Source organism: Sphingomonas pollutisoli, from assembly GCF_029167165.1.
GTDB classification, from domain to species: domain Bacteria; phylum Pseudomonadota; class Alphaproteobacteria; order Sphingomonadales; family Sphingomonadaceae; genus Sphingomonas; species Sphingomonas pollutisoli.
This window is the reverse complement of sequence record NZ_JARFNJ010000007.1, coordinates 223,251-238,607: the sequence shown is the minus strand read 5'-3', so window position 1 is coordinate 238,607 and position 15,357 is coordinate 223,251. Positions and strand designations below refer to the sequence as shown.

Here is a 15,357-nt window from a genome sequence, read left to right as displayed (position 1 = left end):
CGTAACGCTTGGAGAATTCGATGATCCGCACCACCACTGCTTCGCTCGCCGCGATCGCCGCGCTGATGGTCGCCACGAGCGGCTCCGCCCAGACGGCGGGCCAGACCATGCCGCAGACCGGCACGGCCCAGCCCGGAACGGCACAGCCCGGCACTGCCCAGCCCGGCACCGCAACGCCGGGGGCGCCGGCGACGGGCGCGGCGCCCGCCGATCAGGCCGCGGCCCCCAACCCGACCGTCGGCGGCGCGGCGATGGACGCGAGCAAGCCGATTCCGGTCAACGCGGCGGCGGCCCCCACCCTGTCGACTCTGGTGAAGGCGGTGACCGCCGCCGGGCTCGTCCCCACGCTCTCGGGCCCAGGGCCGTTCACCGTGTTCGCGCCGACCGACGATGCGTTCGGGCGGCTCGCGCCTGGGACGGTCGATACTTTGCTCAAGCCCGCCAACAAGGCGACGCTGACCAAGGTGCTGACCTATCACGTCGTTCCCGGCAAGATCACGATCGCTCAGTTGCAGGCACAGGCCACCGCCGCCGGCGGCAGCACCACGCTGACCACGGTCGAGGGCGAGCCGCTCAAGGTGACGGTCAACAACAACGTGATCGAACTGTCCGACGTCAACGGCAACAAGAGCTATATCTCGACCGGTGACGTGATGCAGTCGAACGGCGTGGTGCATGTCGTCAACGGCGTGCTGCTGCCGAAGCTGGGCTAACGCGCAACTGCCTTTCGTGCTGAGCGAAGTCGAAGCACGTGCCACTGGCGGTATCGCTTGCGGCACGCTCTTCGACAAGTTCAGGGCGAACGGCGGTAGATTTTAAGCCCGTACCCCGTTCGTGTCGAGCGAAGTCGAGACACCTGTCACTCCGGGCTGTCCCTCGACTGCGCTCGGGACGAACGGGTGTGTTTAGGGCCGCCACCGCGCAGCGGCGGCGTCGTCGCTGTCGCGTGGTTCCACCCAGCGCTCGGCGCCGGCGAGGGTTTCCTTTTTCCAGAACGGCGCGTCGGTCTTGAGCCGGTCGATCAGGAAGGCGCAGGCCTCCAGCGCGGCGGCGCGGTGGCGGGCGGCGGTGGCGACGAACACCACCGTGTCACCGGGGACCATCCGCCCGACGCGGTGCGTGATCCGCGCCGCACTCAGCGCCCAGCGCGCGGCCGCCGCCTCGGCGAGCGCCACCAGAGCCGCCTCGGTCGCGCCGGGATAATGTTCGAGCGTCAGCGCCGTGACGCCGTCGTCGGCGCGGACCAGCCCGGCGAAGGTGGCGATGCCCCCTGCCCCATCCACCGCGATCGCGGCATATTCCGCGCCGATGTCGATCGGTGTGGGATCGACCATGACCGCAATCATCCGCCCGTCACCGGCGGGAAGATCGCGACTTCGCGCGGCCGGCCGAGCGGCGCGTCGAGCGCGACGAAATTCTGGTCGAGCGCCGCGCGCAACCGGGTGGGATCGGCGAAGGCTTCGGCGTGGCCGGGGCTGCGCCCCGCGAGCCACGCGACCAGATCGGCCACGGTCGCGAGGCCGGCGGGAAGATCGAGCGTCTCGGCGCCGGTGCCGATCTTCTCGCGCACCCAGGCGAAATAGAGGATCTCGGTCGTCATCAGTCCATGTGCTTCAGGCCGACGCGGAGATAATCCCAGCCGGTGACGAGGGTGAGCGCGGCCGCACCCCACAAAGCGACGAGGCTGATCGTCTGCAGCCACGGCCACCCCGGCAAAGCCCCGGCGAGGATCAGCCCGCCGAGCGCGACGAGTTGCAGCGTCGTCTTCCACTTGGCGAGCCGCGATACCGGCACCGAGACCTGCAGTTGCGCGAGGAATTCGCGCAAGCCCGATACCGCGATCTCGCGCAGCAGGATGACGAGCCCGGCGATCAGGTTCACCCCGGCGATATCGTGATCGGCGACGAGCAGCAGCACCACCGCCGCGACCATGATCTTGTCCGCGATCGGATCGAGGAAGATGCCGAGCTTCGAGACCGTGCCTTGCGCGCGGGCGAGATAGCCGTCGAAATAATCGGTGATGCCCATCAGGCAATAGAGCGCGAAGCCGATCGCGTAACCGGTCGCCCAGGCCGGCCACCACAGCGCCCAGACGAGCAACGGCACCGCGACGATTCGCGACAAGGTGAGCAGGTTCGGCAGGGTCAGCATCGGTGCCGCTCTACCCTCCTCACCCTCTCAGCGAAAGCCGTGGATGACAAGTAGGTTGCCGCTCCCTTGCCGCCTCGTCTATGCGTTGCCATCTTTTCGCCATTCACTGACCACGGACCCTAACATGCTCAACGCGCTCGGCTTGCTGAAAGAGCGCCGGTTCCTGCCGCTTTTCACGACGCAGTTTCTGGGAGCATTCAACGACAATCTGTTCAAGACGGCGATGGTGCTGTTCGCCACCTATCAGATTTTCCACAATCCATCGGGCGAGCAGAATTTCAACGCGCTCGCCACCGCGATCGGCATCATCCCGTTCTTTCTGCTGTCGGCGCTGTCGGGGCAATTGGCGGATACGCACGACAAGGCGAGCATCATCCGCATCGTCAAGACCGCGGAGGTCGGCATCATGCTGCTCGGCGCGGGCGGCCTCTTGGTGGCGAGTTCGGGGCTGACCACGCTCGGGCTGGTCATGATGCTGTCGGCGGTGCTGTGCCTGGGCGTGCATTCGGCATTCTTCGGGCCGATCAAATATGCGATCCTGCCGCAGCATCTCGAGGATGACGAGGTGCTCGGCGGCACCGGACTCGTCGAGGCGGCGACCTATCTCGCGATCCTGATGGGCACGGTCGCGGCCGGGCTGCTGTCGGTGCGCGGCACCGCGATCACGGTGTTGGTGGTGGCCGCGATCGGCTGGCTGATGGCGCTGCTGGTGCCGCCCGCGCCGCGCATGGGGCCGAAGCTGACGGTCAACTTCAACCCGTTCACCTCGTCGTGGCGGCTCATCAACGCGACGATGCACATCCCGCGGCTGTTCCTCGCGATCTGCGCGATCAGCTTCTTCTGGACGATGGGCGCGGTGCTCATCATCATCTTTCCGCCGCTGGTGAAGAACGTGCTGACCGCCGACAAGCAGGTCTCGACCTTCGTGATCGCGCTGTTCTCGGTCGGCGTGGCGATCGGTTCGGTGGCGATCAACGCGCTGCTGCGCGGGCATACCAGCGCCAAGTTCGGCCCGTTCTGCGTGCTCGCGATGGGCGCGTGCATCGTCGTCTTTTCGCTGCTGACGCGCACCTTCCCGCATGCGCCGGCGGGCACGCTGTATGATCTGACGACGTTCCTCGAAATCCCCCACGGCGTGCTGATCGTCGTCGTGCTGATGGCGGTGGCGGTGACCGGCGGGATGTTCGTGGTGCCGCTCTACGCGTTCCTGACGACGACCGTGACCAAGGACCAGACCGCGCGGACCGTGGCGGCGAACAACGTCGTCAATTCGGGCGCGATGGTGGTCGGCGCGGTGATGGTGCAGGGGCTGGCGTCGGCCGGCGTGACGCCAGAGGACATGCTGTTCGTGGTGGCCGCGATGTCGCCGGTGTCGGCCTGGCTCGCGCAGAAGCTGCATCTGGCCTGCGATTGACGGGGTTCTGACAAGCCCGCCTCAACAGCGGCGCTTCAGAAAATCAGCGTGTAGAAGCAGATGAAGAAGGCGGTGAAGCTCAGCACGAAGAGCTTGATGTCATCGTCCTCGCCGCGATCGGCGCGGGACGCGTGCGCCCGCGCGACCGATTGGCGGAACGGGTGACGCGGCACCCTGGCGACGCTGCGGTGACGACTCCTCATGGCACGAGGTTAACGCGCGGCTTACGATCTCAGCCATCACATTTGTAAGGTTAACGCCCGTCCCGTTTCGGGGCAGACCCGGCAGTTAGGCCGTCGCCTCGTGCGGCGTCGCCTCGAGCATGTCGGTGAAGCGGCGGCGCCACCAGAACACGTCCTGCTGTTCGATCGTGTCCATCATCGCGCGCCAGCGCTTCACCCGTTCCTCCAGCGGCATCGCCAGCGCGGTGGCGATCGCATCGGAGACTTCCTCGGGGCTGTGGGGGTTGACGAGCAAAGCATCGGTCAGTTGCTCGGCCGCGCCGGCGAAGCGCGACAGGATCAACACGCCGGGATCGGCCTGGTCCTGCGCGGCGACATATTCCTTGGCGACGAGGTTCATGCCATCGCGCAGCGGCGTGACCAGCGCCACCCGCGCGGCCCGGTACATGCCGGCGAGCTGCTCGCGTGGATAGCCTTTGTTCACGTAGCGGATCGGCACCCATTCCACGTTGGAGAACTCGCCGTTGATCCGCCCCGACAGCGAATCGAGCGTCGCGCGGATTTCCTGGTAGCTCTGCACCTCCCCGCGCGAGGGCGGCGCGATCTGCAGCAGAAACACCTCGCCCTGCTGGTCCGGGTTGGCCGACAAGAAGCGCTCATAGCCCAGGAAGCGCTCCTGCAGGCCCTTCGAATAATCGAGCCGATCAACCCCGATCATCATCGTGCGGCCGTCCGCGCTCTCGCGCATCCGGGCGAACCGCTCGCGGGCGGTCTCGCTGGTGGCGCTCGCGCGGAAATCGGCGGTGTCGATGCCGATCGGATCGGCGATCAGGCGGACGCTGTGCCCCTCATAGGTCATCACGCCGGCATCATCGATCTCGGCCTCGAACTGCGAGCGCGCATAATCCCGGAACGCATCGAGCGAGTCCTCGGTCTGGAAGCCGATCACGTCATAGGCGAAAAGGGATTCGACCAGTTCGCGGTGGCTCGGCAGCGACATCAGCAGCCGCGTCGGCGGCCAGGGGATGTGGAGGAAGAAGCCAATCCTGTTCTCGCAGCCGCGCTTGCGCAGTTCGCGCCCGAGCGGGATGAGGTGGTAATCGTTGACCCAGACGAGATCCTCCTCCTCGATCAGCGGCACCACCGTCTCGGCGAAGCGCGCGTTGACGCGCTCATACCCGCCGGCGAAGCCGCGCTCATATTCGGCGAGATCGATCCGGTAGTGGAACAGCGGCCACAGCGTGCGGTTGGCGAAGCCGTTGTAATATTCGTCGATATCCTGCGCCTCCAGGTCGATCGTCGCGGTGGCGACACCCTGGTTGCGCTGGAAGTTGATGTTGCCGGTGAAGGTCTCGATCTCCTCGCCCGACCAGCCGAACCAGATGCCGTTGCTTTCGCGCAGTGCAGCCGACAGCGCGACCGCGAGGCCGCCCTGCGCGCCGCCGCCGCTGGGCGCGGAGACGCGGTTGGAAATGATGACGAGCCTGCTCATCGTACGGAACTCCAGGGTTTACTGAGCAAGCCGGCGCAATTGATGAGGCCGACCAGCGAATAGGTCTGCGGATAATTGCCCCACAATTCGCCGCTGACCGGATCGATATCCTCGGACAGCAGACCGGCGGCGGTGCAGCGCGACACCATCTCTTCGAACAGCGCGCGCGCATCGGCATCGCGGCCAGTCGCGTGGAGCGCCTCGATCAGCCAGAAGGTGCAGACGTTGAACGCGGTCTCGGGCAGGCCGAAATCATCCTCGGTGTCATAGCGCAGCATGTTCGAGCCGCGCCGCAGCCCGACCTCGACCGCTTCAAGCGTGCTGCGGAACCGCGGATCGTCGGGTGCCAGGAAGCGCAGGTCGAGAAGCTGGATCAGGCTCGCGTCGAGATCGTCGCCGCCAAACGTGGCGGAGAGGCGCCGGGTGTTCTCGCGCCACGCCGCTTTCTCGATCGTGTCGCGCATGATGTTGGCACGGTCGCACCAGAAGGCGCGGCGCTCCTCGAGGCCGAGCGCCCAGGCGGCGTTGGCGAGCCGGTCGCACGCCGCCCAGCACATCGCCGCCGAATAGGTGTGGACGTGGCTGCGCGTGCGCAGTTCCCAAAGCCCCGCATCGGGCTTGTCATAGGCTTCCCAGGCGCGTTCGCCGACCATCTCCAGCGCGCGGAAATCCTCGACCGTGGCGACCCGGAACAACCGCTGGTCGAAGAACGCCTGCGCGTTGCACAGGATGATCTGGCCATAGGCATCGTGCTGGACCTGCTCATAGGCCTGGTTGCCGACCCGCACCGGCCCCATGCCGCGATAGCCATTGAGGCCGGGCGCGACGCGCTCCTCAAGCGTCGCCTCGCCGCCGACCCCGTAGAGCGGCTGGATGTGGCCGCCGCGCGCGCTGTCGACGATGTTGCGGAGATATTCGAGATACCCCTCCAGCACGTCGAGCGCGCCGAGCCTGTTGAGCGCCTGCACCGTGTAATAGGCGTCGCGGATCCAGCAGTAGCGATAATCCCAGTTGCGCTCGCTATTGGCATGTTCGGGGATCGAGGTGGTGAGCGCGGCGACGATCGCGCCGGTTTCCTCGTGCTGACATAGCTTGAGCGTGATCGCCGAGCGGATCACCGCTTCCTGCCATTCGAGCGGCGTGGCGAGACCACGCACCCAATGCCGCCATTCGGCGGCGGTGCGGTCCAGCATCATCTCGATCGTTGCGGAGAGCTCACCGCTGAAACTCTCGTCGGGGCCGAGGAAGAAATAGAGCGGGCGTTCGATGCGGAACAGCCGCTCTTCCTGAATCCAGCCGACCGGCGCGTTGGTGCTCAGCCGCAGCGTCATCGCATTGTTGAGATAGCGGATGTGGTTGGAGCCTTGCGTGCGCTCGGTGTCGGCGCTGCCCCAGTCACGCGCCGGGCGCAGGCGCGTGCGCATCCGCGGGCTGCCCGCCACGGGGCGGACGATGCGAACGAACGCGACCGGGCGATAGGTGCGTCCTTCTCGCACATAGCGAGGGCAGAAATCCGTGACCTCGATCGCGTTGCCCGCGTCATCCTCGTGCCGGGTGACGAGGATCGGCGTGTTGCGCATGTAGCGCTGCGTCGTCTTGGTGCCGTTTTCGAGATCGATTTCCCAGAAGCCGCGCGCGCCCTCCCCGCCCCTCGGCGCGTCATCGAGCAGCGAGCAGAACACCGGATCGCCGTCGACCCGCGGGACGCAGCCCCAGGAGAAACGCCCGGCGCGATCGACCAGCGCGGACACCTGGCAATTGCCGATCGGCCAGAGATCGAGCGTCGCGGTCATGCATGTTCCTCCAAAAGCCACGCCCGCACGGCGGCGGGATCGGGCAAGCCATAATCGGCCGCGCTCGCGCGGGGTTCGCCGACGAGAATGGCGTGCCCGCCCGAATCGCGCGCGGCGACGAACGCGGGTTCGTCGGTGAGATCGTCGCCGATGAAGATCGGCCGGGTTCCGGCCATGTCGGGCCGTTCCATCAGCCGCGCGACCGCGACGCCCTTGTCGCTGCCGGGCACGCGCAGCTCGATCATCATCTTGCCGTGCTGGATCGCGAGATCATGGTGCGCCGCGAGCCGCTCGGCGAGCGAAAGCGCTTCCGCCCCGAAACCCGGCGCGAGCCGGTAATGGAGCGCGACGCCGAAGCTCTTCTCCTCGACGATCACGCCGTCCTGTCCGGCGGCGGCGGCGTGCATCGCCTCGGCGACATGGTCGAGGCTGTCGGGCCGCTCGGGCCGCGCGGTGGCGCCGTGCCAGCGATGCTCGCAGCCGTGGCTGCCCGACAGCGCCAGCGTCCGCGCGACCGGGCCGAGCAGCGCGTCGAGCTGCGCGAGCGAGCGCCCGCTGACGATCGCGACGCGGCCGTCGAGCCGCCGGGCGAGGCCGGCGAGCAGATCGGTGAGGCCGGCATCGACCGAAACGCCGTCGGGGCGATCGGCAAGATCGACCAGAGTGCCGTCGAAATCGAGGAACAGGCTGGCGGACTCGAGCAGAGTCGGCGGCGGCGCGGGCAAGATCACTGCGTCCGTGGCGGCGGACATTCGGTTCTCCTTCGGGATCGGCACGAAACACCCGTTAGCATGTCGTTACGCTGCGGACACGAGGCGCTCCACCCGTTGGACGTGCGAATCGGTCAAAGGGTTCCCCCGGCGCGATGCAAAAGCCGGCGCGGGCGTGCGCTGGCGTCGGCGCGAGGCTTGTCCTATGCCGGCCGCGCCACTCCCCGTCACGCAGAGTAACCTCATGGCGTTAGTCAAGAAATCGACCCTCAGCGCACGCGGCGCGCCGGCGCCGGCTCCGACCACACCGGCGCCTGAGCCGGCCCCGCCGGCGGCCCCGCGCACGCTGACTGGCGCATCGGCAGTGGAGCGGATCGACCGCGCGGCGCAGGATCTCGCCAGCGGCATCGGCGAAGCCGCCGCCGCCGCCGCCGAACTGCAACGCGCGATGGACCAGATCGCGAGCGGCGCCGAAGAGGCCGCCGGGGCCGCGCAGGAATCGCTCGGGCTGATCGGCGCGCTCGCGGGCGGCTTTCGCGACGCGCGCGCGCGCGCCGAGGCGTCGCGTCGCCAGACCGACGCGGTGCAGAGCGCCTTCGTCGAAGTGGGCGCGCAGATCGACGGATCGGTGACCGCGATCGAGCGGAACGCGCGGCGTCAGCTCGCCACGGTCGAGATCATCGGCGCGCTGGAGGATGCGGCGACGCGGATCGACGGCATCGGCGGCGCGATCACCGACATTTCCGACCAGACCAGCCTGCTCGCGCTCAACGCGACGATCGAGGCGGCGCGCGCGAGCGATGACGGCCGGGGCTTCGCGGTCGTCGCCGACGAGGTGCGCGCGCTCGCGGAAACCTCCGAGGCGAGCGCGGGCGAGATGCGGACGCTCGCGGGCGAGGTGACGCTCGCGGTGCGCGACATCGCCGCGCGCGTCCGCTCGGGCGCGGCGCTCGCCGTCGGCGAGGCCGAGACCGGGCGGCAGGTCACCGCACAGCTCGACGAGGCCCGCGGCGACCTCGCGACGCTGGGCGAGGGCGTGCGCGAGATGGTCGATGCGTCGATCGAGGCCGAGGGCGCGCTGGGCGAGGCCGAGCGCGGCTCCGAGCAGGTCGCCAGCGCCGCCGAGCAGCAATCGGCCGCAGCCGCGCAGGCGCAACAGGCGCTCGAACAGCAAAGCGCCGCGCTGGAGGAGAGCCAGCAGACCGCCGAGCAACTGGGCGTCCTGACGCGGGATCTGCGCGCGGACGCGACCGACACGCTCGCGATCGAGCAGGTCGCGAGCGCCGCCGAACAATTGTCCGCGACGGTACAGGAGCTTTCGGGCGCGTCGGGCGAAATCATGGTCGCGATCGAGCAGATCGGGCGCGGGGCGCAGGCGCAGGCGGCGGCGACGCTCCAGTCGAGCACGGCGATGGCGCAGATCGAGAAGACCGCCGACCTGGCCCGCGCCCGCGCACGCGCCGCCCTGGAGCGGATCGTCGCGGTGTCGGAATCGGTGGCCGCAGGGCGCAAGGTGGTCGAGCGGCTGATCGACGGCGTGGCCGCCTCGGTCGCCGAGGTGCGCGCGGTGCTCGAGCTGCTCGGCACGCTCGGCGGGACGGCGCGGCGGATCGAGAAGATCACCGACGGGCTCGCGCTCATCGCCGTGCAGACCAGCATGCTCGCGGTGAGCGGCGCGGTCGAGGCGACGCGCGCGGGCGACGCGGGGCGCGGTTTCGCCAACGTCTCGGGCGATATCCGGACATTGTCGCGCGATTCGGCGGCGGCCGGCGATCGCGCCAAGGATGTCGTGCGCGTGATCCAGGATCAGGTCGATGCGGTGCGGCGCGATCTCGATCAGGTCATCGCCACCGCCGAGACCGAGATGGGGCGCAGCCGCGTCGTGATCGAACGCACGCGCACGATCGCGGACGACCTCGATGCCGCGCGCTTGGCCAACGAGGCGATCCTGACCGGCGCCGAGGCGATCCTGCTGTCGGCGCGCGAGGTGCGCGGCGGCACCGACCAGATCGCGCGGGCCGCCGAGCTTTCCGCCGGCGCCAGCCGCGAGGCGGGCGCGGCGGCGCGCCAGCAGTCGCAAGGTGCCGAGATGCTCGCGGCGGCGATCGAGGAGATCGCGTCGCTCGCCGCCGCGCTGGTCGATTCGGCCGGATAGCGGATGGCCGGACCAAGCCTGACGTTCCGGGCCGGCGGCGCGCGCTTCGCGGTTCCGGCGGCGAGCGTACGCGAGGTCGCGCGCGTCCCGCGCCTCACGCGCGTGCCGCACGCGCCGCCGAGCCTGATCGGGCTCGGCAACTTCCGGGGCACCGTGCTGCCGGTGCTGTCGCTCGCGGCGTTGCTCGCGCGGCCGAGCGGCGACGAGGCGCACGTCCTGCTGGTCGAGGACGGCGAGCGCGTCGGGATCGCGGTCGATGTGGTCGAGGGGATCGCGCGCGCGGCCGACGCCGCCGAACCCGTGGCGCTGGCGTCGCTGATCGCGGCGGGCTTCGCGCGCGTCGAACGCCGCGCCGGGCGCGCGATCGTGGCGGGCGCACGGACCGCCGGGCGGCGCGACGAGATCCCGCTGCTCGTCTTCGCGGTCGGAGGGCAGGACTTCGCCCTGCCGATCGGTGCGGTCGAAGCGGTGCTGCGGCTGCCGCACGACGTGACCGTGCTTCCGCAGGCCGAGGCGGCGGTGGTCGGCAGCATGTCGGTGCGGAACCGCCTGCTGCCGCTGCTCTCGCTCGCCGCGCTGCTCGGCCTGGGCGCCACCGCCGCCGGCGCGCGAACGCCGGTGATCGTCGTGCGGATCGGCGCGCACCGCTTCGGCCTCGTCGTCGATGCGATGCGGGCGATCGCGCGCGTGCCCGAAAGCGACCTGGACGCGGTGCCCGCCGTGTTCAACCGGGGCGGGGCGGAAGCGCGTATCCAGGCGATCGGTCGGCTGGATGGCGGGCGGCGGCTGGTCTCGGTGCTCGCCGTGGAGCATCTGCTGAGTGACACGCTGACGGCGCGGCTGTTGCGATCGAGCGGGGAAATGCCGGACGCGGCGCCTGCGACCGACGCGCCGGCCGAGCGATTTCTGGCGTTCCGCGTCGGCGACGGGGCGTTCGGCCTGCCCGTCGCGGCGATCGACGAGGTGGTACCGGTGCCCGAGCGGCTGACGCGGCTGCCCAACGCGCCGGCCTTCGTGCAGGGCGTGATGAACCTGCGCGGCGCCGTGGTGCCGGTGGTCGATCAGGTCCGGCGGTTCGACGGAGTGGCGGCGCGGGGCGCCAAGCGGCGGATCATCGTCGTCCGGGCTGGCGCAACGCGGATCGGCTTCATCGTCGATGCCGCGCCCGAGGTGTTGCGCGTGTCGGCATCGGCGCTGCGCGACGCGCCCGAGCTCGGCGGCGCGGAGACCCGGGTGTTCGAGCGGGTTGCAGCCCTCAACGACGACGCGCGGATCGTCCTGATCCTGTCGCCGCGCGAACTGCTCGACGGCGCCGAGCGGGACATGCTCGCGGCACTTCGGCCGGACGGCACGGCGGCGCAATCGTGACCAGATTGCTGATCGTCGACGATTCGCCGCTGATGCGGCGGCTGCTGGGCGACATCTTCGCGAGCGCCGGCGATTTCGAGGTCGCGGTCGCGCGCTCGGGCGCCGAGGCGCTGGCGCTGCTGACCGCATTCGCGCCCGACGTCATCACGCTCGACATCCACATGCCGGAGATGGACGGACTCGCCTGTCTCGACCGGATCATGCTGCTGCGCCCCTGCCCGGTGGTGATGGTCTCGACGCTCACCGCCGAGGGCGCGAACGAGACGCTGGAGGCGATGGCGCTCGGCGCGGTCGATTTCATCGCCAAGCCGCGCGGCGCGATCTCGCTCGAGATCGACGCGCTCGCGCCGGTGCTGGTCGACCGGGTTCGCGCCGCCGCCGGCGCTCGCATCTCGCGCGCAACGCGGCTGACCGAGCGCGTGCGCGCCCGCGCCTGCGCCGGTCGCCGGTCTGACCGCGCGCCGCATCCGCAGGCCGCCGGCCCCCGGCCGGTGACGCGCGCCGCCGCGCCAGCCGGGCTGGTGCTGGTCGGCTGCTCGACCGGCGGACCGCCGGCGCTCGACGCGCTGCTCGGCGGACTGGCGGCGGACTTCCCCTGGCCGATCATGGTCGCCCAGCACATGCCCGCGAGCTTCACCGGCGCGCTGGCGCGCCGGCTCGACCGGATCTGCGCGCTCGACGTGATCGAGGTGTCGGGCGCGGTGCCGCTCGAACCGGGGCGCGCCTATATCGGGCGCGGCGATGCCGACGTGATCGTCTCGCGGCGCGGCGGCGCGGTGGTGGCGATGTCCGCGCCGAACGATCCCGCGCGGCTATGGCACCCGAGCGTCGATCGCCTCGTCGAAAGCGCCGCCGCCGTGCTCGCCCCCGAACGCCTGGTCGGGGTGTTGATGACCGGCATGGGCAATGACGGCGCGACCGCGATGGCCGACCTGCATCGTCGCGGCGGCCACACCATCGCCGAAAGCGCCGAGACGGCGATCGTCTGGGGCATGCCCGGCGCGCTGGTCGCGGCGGGGGGTGCCGGCGAGACCGTGCCGCTCGAGCGCATCGCGCCCGCGCTGACCGCGTTGTTCGCGGCATGAACGACGCCCCCGCCCATCTCGCCGACGCGGATCTCGCCCACATCAGCGCACTGATCCACCGCTGGACCGGCATGACCTTCGGCGAGACCAAGCGCTATTATATCGAACGACGCGTCGCCGAGCGGATGAAGCGCACCGGGCACGGCACCGCGCGCGCGTATCTCGCCTTCGCCGCCGCCGATCCCGGTGAGCGCGAGGCGCTCATCAACGCCTTCACGATCAACGAAACCTATTTCTACCGCGAGGAGCATCATTTCGCGGCGCTCGCCCGGCAGATCCTGCCCGCCGTGGTGGCGGATCGCCGGCCCGGCGACCGCATCCGCATCTGGTCGATGCCGTGCTCGACCGGCGAGGAGGCGTATTCGATCGCGATCTGGCTGCTGGAGAACTGGCGGCTCGTCGATGCCTATAACATCGAGATCGTCGGATCGGACATCGACACGCACGCGCTCGCGCGGGCCCGCGAGGGCCGCTACGCGCCGCGCGCGCTGGCGCGGCTGCCGGCGCCGCTGATCGCCACCTATTTCGAGGCCGAACATCGCCACACGCGCCGCATCATCGCCGATCTGCGCGAATCGGTGCATTTCACCGTCGCCAACCTCGTCGATCGCGCGACGCTGGTCGATCAGGGCATGTTCGACGTGATCCTGTGCCGCAACCTGCTGATCTATTTCGACGACGCGATGCGGGCCATCGCGGCGGACAATCTGTTCGAGCGGCTCAACCCCGGCGGCTATCTCGCGCTGGGGCACAGCGAATCGATGGCGCGCATCTCGGACAGGTTCACCACGACTCGCCTTGACGACGCGATCGTCTATCGTCGGCCGTGATGGACGACCTGCTCGAACACTTCCTGATCGAAGGCCGCGATCTCGTCGCGCAGGGCCAGGCCGATCTCGCGGCACTGGCGCGGAACCCGGCCGACGCGCGCGCGATCGACGGCGCGTTTCGCGCTGTCCACACGCTGAAAGGGTCGGTCGGGCTGTTCGACATGGCGCCCGCCGAAACCCTGCTCCACGCCGCCGAGGACATGCTGGAGCGCGCGCGCAAGGGCGTTTCGGCGCTCGATGCCGATATGGTGGCGCGGCTGGTCGCGACGCTCGACCAGACCGATCGCTGGATCGACGCGCTCGAACGCGGCGAGCCGATCGTGGCCACGGCGCCGCAGGAGACGCCGGGCACCGACACCGCGCCGGAAGCCGAGTGGGCCGGGGCGCTATATGCCACCGCGCGGCTGGCCGGGGACGCCGTGCCGCGCACCGCGTTCCGCTACACACCCGATGCCGATTGTTTCTTTCGCGGCGACGATCCGCTCGCGATCGTCGCCGCGGTGCCCGATCTGCTTGCCCTCACCGCCAGCCCGCTGGCGGGCGCGTGGCCCGCGCTCGACGGTTTCGAGCCGTTCCAGTGCGTCACTCGGCTTGAGGGGCTGAGCGCCGCGCCGGTCGCGGCGGTGCGCGCCGCCTTCCGGCTGGTTTCCGATCAGGTCGAACTTGCCGCCGTCACGCCGCGCGCGGCGTCGGTCACCGCCGCCGAAAGCTCTGCCGCCAGCACGACATCGCTGCGCGTCGATCCCGCGCGGATCGACACGCTGGGGGATGATCTCGGCGAACTGGTGGTGGCCGCCAACGCGCTCGCGCCGCTCGCGGCGCGGCTCGAGCGCATCGATGCCGCCGCCGCGCTGGAGGTGCGTACGGCGCAGGCGCGGATCGGCCGCTCGGTCGCGGCGTTGCTGCGCACCGTGTCGGCGGTGCGGATGGTGCCGCTCGAACCGACCCTGCGTCGCCTGCCCCGGCTGGTCCGCGAGATCGCCGAGCAGCTCGGCAAGACCGTGCGCTTCGACATGCGCGGGCAGGCCACCGAAGTCGATCGGCAGATCGCCGAGGGGCTGTTCGAACCGCTGCTCCACCTCGTCCGCAACGCGATCGACCACGGCATCGAGGCGGCGCCCGCGCGCGCCGCCGCGGGCAAGCCCGCCGAGGGCACGTTGTCGCTCGGCGTCGCGCGCGAGGGCGGACAGGTCATCGTGACGCTCGGCGACGACGGCGCGGGCATCGACCCCGTGCGCATCCGCGCGACGGCGGTCGCGCGCGGGCTGATCGACGCCGAAGCGGCTCAGGCGCTGAGCGACGCGCAGGCGATCCGACTGATCTTCCGGCCCGGTTTCTCGACCGCCGCCGCCGTCACCGGCGTGTCGGGGCGCGGCGTCGGCATGGACGCCGCGCTCGCCGCGATCGAACGGCTGCGCGGCACGATCGAGATCGACAGCGCGCCCGGCGCGGGGACGCGCTTCCGGCTGCGGCTGCCGGCGCACGCCATCACCACGCGCATCCTCGTCGTCGAGGCCGGGGGCGATCGCTACGGCGTCCCGCTCGACCAGATCGTCGAGACGGTGCGCGTCGCCGTGGACGACCTGCGGCCGCTCGGCACCGGCACCGCCGTCGTGCTGCGCGACCGCACCGTGCCGGTGCTCGATCTCGCCACGCTGCTCGGCGGTGCATCGGGCGGCGGCGGCACGCGGCTGCTCGTCACCGAGGCGGACGGTGCCCCGGTGGCCGTCCGCATCGATGGCTTCGGCGAACGGATCGACACGCTGGTGCGCCCGGCCAGCGGCGTGCTCGCGGCGGTGCCCGGCGTCAGCGGCACCACGCTCACCGGCGGCGGCGACGTGCTGCTGGTGCTCGACCTGCCCGAGCTGCTGGCATGAGTATCCGCGTCGAAGCCGGGGTGATCCACCTCGAAGGCCGTTGCCTGGTCGAGGATGCCGAACCGCTGCTGCTCGCGTTGCAGGACGATGCCGGTGCGACCGTGTCACTCGCGGGCGCGACACGGCTGCACATGGCGGTCGTGCAGGTCTTGCTCGCCGCCCGCGCGCCGCTGACCGACGTCCCGGCCGATCTCACCGTGGCGCGGTTTCTTCTCGCACCTTGACCTGGATCAGTCCATCCCGTCACGACTTTGTCCTAGACCGGCGCGCTGTATAAGCGTGCCGTGCGCCCCTCCGGGC

Annotated in this window: 15 protein-coding genes; 8 read left to right on the top strand and 7 right to left on the bottom strand. The window is 70.2% G+C overall.

Features of this window, described 5'->3' with window-relative positions:
• The first annotated feature begins 20 nt into the window (after positions 1–20).
• Positions 21–713 (top strand): fasciclin domain-containing protein, encoded by a 693-nt coding sequence (locus PX554_RS16910; protein WP_093224708.1) that lies wholly within the window; start codon positions 21–23, stop codon positions 711–713.
• Positions 714–905: 192 nt separating this feature from the next.
• Here PX554_RS16910 and PX554_RS16905 read toward each other — a convergent pair whose 3' ends face one another.
• The 3 genes from PX554_RS16905 to pgsA are packed head-to-tail and all read right to left on the bottom strand — an operon-like array spanning position 906 to position 2,151.
• Positions 906–1,346, bottom strand: a complete 441-nt coding sequence (locus tag PX554_RS16905; protein ID WP_093224533.1) for a molybdenum cofactor biosynthesis protein MoaE — start codon at positions 1,344–1,346, stop codon at positions 906–908.
• Positions 1,343–1,600 carry a molybdopterin converting factor subunit 1 gene (gene moaD / locus PX554_RS16900; RefSeq protein WP_093224531.1) on the bottom strand — a complete coding sequence of 86 codons (258 nt, stop codon included), beginning with the start codon at positions 1,598–1,600 and terminating at the stop codon, positions 1,343–1,345. The genes PX554_RS16905 and moaD overlap by 4 nt, the downstream gene beginning before the upstream one ends.
• On the bottom strand, positions 1,600–2,151 hold the full coding sequence (gene pgsA / locus PX554_RS16895; RefSeq protein ID WP_093224530.1) for a CDP-diacylglycerol--glycerol-3-phosphate 3-phosphatidyltransferase: 552 nt from the start codon (positions 2,149–2,151) through the stop codon (positions 1,600–1,602). Before pgsA ends, moaD begins: the two co-directional genes overlap by 1 nt.
• Positions 2,152–2,275: 124 nt before the next feature.
• On the opposite strand from pgsA, the gene PX554_RS16890 reads away from it, so the two are divergent.
• Positions 2,276–3,565, top strand: coding sequence for an MFS transporter (locus tag PX554_RS16890; protein ID WP_093224528.1), 1,290 nt, complete (start codon positions 2,276–2,278; stop codon positions 3,563–3,565).
• A gap of 35 nt (positions 3,566–3,600) precedes the next feature.
• Here PX554_RS16890 and PX554_RS16885 read toward each other — a convergent pair whose 3' ends face one another.
• The 4 genes from PX554_RS16885 to otsB form a co-directional block, all read right to left on the bottom strand.
• A complete protein-coding gene (locus PX554_RS16885) occupies positions 3,601–3,768 on the bottom strand; it encodes a hypothetical protein (protein WP_176787164.1) in 168 nt (55 codons plus the stop codon).
• A gap of 85 nt (positions 3,769–3,853) precedes the next feature.
• Positions 3,854–5,239: an alpha,alpha-trehalose-phosphate synthase (UDP-forming) gene (gene otsA, locus PX554_RS16880; protein WP_093224527.1), complete on the bottom strand. Its 1,386-nt coding sequence runs from the start codon at positions 5,237–5,239 to the stop codon at positions 3,854–3,856.
• Positions 5,236–7,032, bottom strand: coding sequence for a glycoside hydrolase family 15 protein (locus PX554_RS16875; protein ID WP_093224525.1), 1,797 nt, complete (start codon positions 7,030–7,032; stop codon positions 5,236–5,238). The genes otsA and PX554_RS16875 overlap by 4 nt, the downstream gene beginning before the upstream one ends.
• Complete coding sequence (gene otsB / locus PX554_RS16870) at positions 7,029–7,784, bottom strand: trehalose-phosphatase (RefSeq protein ID WP_093224524.1); 756 nt, start codon at positions 7,782–7,784, stop codon at positions 7,029–7,031. The genes PX554_RS16875 and otsB overlap by 4 nt, the downstream gene beginning before the upstream one ends.
• A gap of 202 nt (positions 7,785–7,986) precedes the next feature.
• Between otsB and PX554_RS16865 the strand changes: the two genes are divergently transcribed.
• The 6 genes from PX554_RS16865 to PX554_RS16840 are packed head-to-tail and all read left to right on the top strand — an operon-like array spanning position 7,987 to position 15,281.
• Positions 7,987–9,897, top strand: a complete 1,911-nt coding sequence (locus PX554_RS16865) for a methyl-accepting chemotaxis protein (RefSeq protein ID WP_275503701.1) — start codon at positions 7,987–7,989, stop codon at positions 9,895–9,897.
• Between the two features lie 3 nt (positions 9,898–9,900).
• Positions 9,901–11,265, top strand: a complete 1,365-nt coding sequence (locus tag PX554_RS16860; RefSeq protein ID WP_275503699.1) for a chemotaxis protein CheW — start codon at positions 9,901–9,903, stop codon at positions 11,263–11,265.
• A complete protein-coding gene (gene cheB / locus PX554_RS16855) occupies positions 11,262–12,350 on the top strand; it encodes a chemotaxis-specific protein-glutamate methyltransferase CheB (RefSeq protein WP_275503698.1) in 1,089 nt (362 codons plus the stop codon). Before PX554_RS16860 ends, cheB begins: the two co-directional genes overlap by 4 nt.
• Positions 12,347–13,180 carry a CheR family methyltransferase gene (locus PX554_RS16850; protein ID WP_275503695.1) on the top strand — a complete coding sequence of 278 codons (834 nt, stop codon included), beginning with the start codon at positions 12,347–12,349 and terminating at the stop codon, positions 13,178–13,180. Before cheB ends, PX554_RS16850 begins: the two co-directional genes overlap by 4 nt.
• Positions 13,180–15,057, top strand: coding sequence for a chemotaxis protein CheA (locus tag PX554_RS16845; RefSeq protein ID WP_275503694.1), 1,878 nt, complete (start codon positions 13,180–13,182; stop codon positions 15,055–15,057). Before PX554_RS16850 ends, PX554_RS16845 begins: the two co-directional genes overlap by 1 nt.
• Entirely contained in the window at positions 15,054–15,281 is a 228-nt protein-coding gene (locus tag PX554_RS16840; RefSeq protein ID WP_275503692.1) for a hypothetical protein, read from the top strand. Before PX554_RS16845 ends, PX554_RS16840 begins: the two co-directional genes overlap by 4 nt.
• The last annotated feature ends 76 nt before the right edge of the window (positions 15,282–15,357 follow it).

Coding starts and splice junctions, on each gene's coding strand:
- PX554_RS16890 (WP_093224528.1), top strand. CDS start 2,276: ATGCTCAACGCGCTCGGCTTGCTGAAAGAGCGCCGGTTCCTGCCGCTT.
- PX554_RS16875 (WP_093224525.1), bottom strand. CDS start 7,032: ATGACCGCGACGCTCGATCTCTGGCCGATCGGCAATTGCCAGGTGTCC.
- PX554_RS16865 (WP_275503701.1), top strand. CDS start 7,987: ATGGCGTTAGTCAAGAAATCGACCCTCAGCGCACGCGGCGCGCCGGCG.
- pgsA (WP_093224530.1), bottom strand. CDS start 2,151: ATGCTGACCCTGCCGAACCTGCTCACCTTGTCGCGAATCGTCGCGGTG.
- moaD (WP_093224531.1), bottom strand. CDS start 1,600: ATGACGACCGAGATCCTCTATTTCGCCTGGGTGCGCGAGAAGATCGGC.
- PX554_RS16905 (WP_093224533.1), bottom strand. CDS start 1,346: ATGATTGCGGTCATGGTCGATCCCACACCGATCGACATCGGCGCGGAA.
- PX554_RS16860 (WP_275503699.1), top strand. CDS start 9,901: ATGGCCGGACCAAGCCTGACGTTCCGGGCCGGCGGCGCGCGCTTCGCG.
- PX554_RS16910 (WP_093224708.1), top strand. CDS start 21: ATGATCCGCACCACCACTGCTTCGCTCGCCGCGATCGCCGCGCTGATG.
- otsA (WP_093224527.1), bottom strand. CDS start 5,239: ATGAGCAGGCTCGTCATCATTTCCAACCGCGTCTCCGCGCCCAGCGGC.
- PX554_RS16840 (WP_275503692.1), top strand. CDS start 15,054: ATGAGTATCCGCGTCGAAGCCGGGGTGATCCACCTCGAAGGCCGTTGC.
- PX554_RS16845 (WP_275503694.1), top strand. CDS start 13,180: ATGGACGACCTGCTCGAACACTTCCTGATCGAAGGCCGCGATCTCGTC.
- PX554_RS16885 (WP_176787164.1), bottom strand. CDS start 3,768: ATGAGGAGTCGTCACCGCAGCGTCGCCAGGGTGCCGCGTCACCCGTTC.
- PX554_RS16850 (WP_275503695.1), top strand. CDS start 12,347: ATGAACGACGCCCCCGCCCATCTCGCCGACGCGGATCTCGCCCACATC.
- otsB (WP_093224524.1), bottom strand. CDS start 7,784: ATGTCCGCCGCCACGGACGCAGTGATCTTGCCCGCGCCGCCGCCGACT.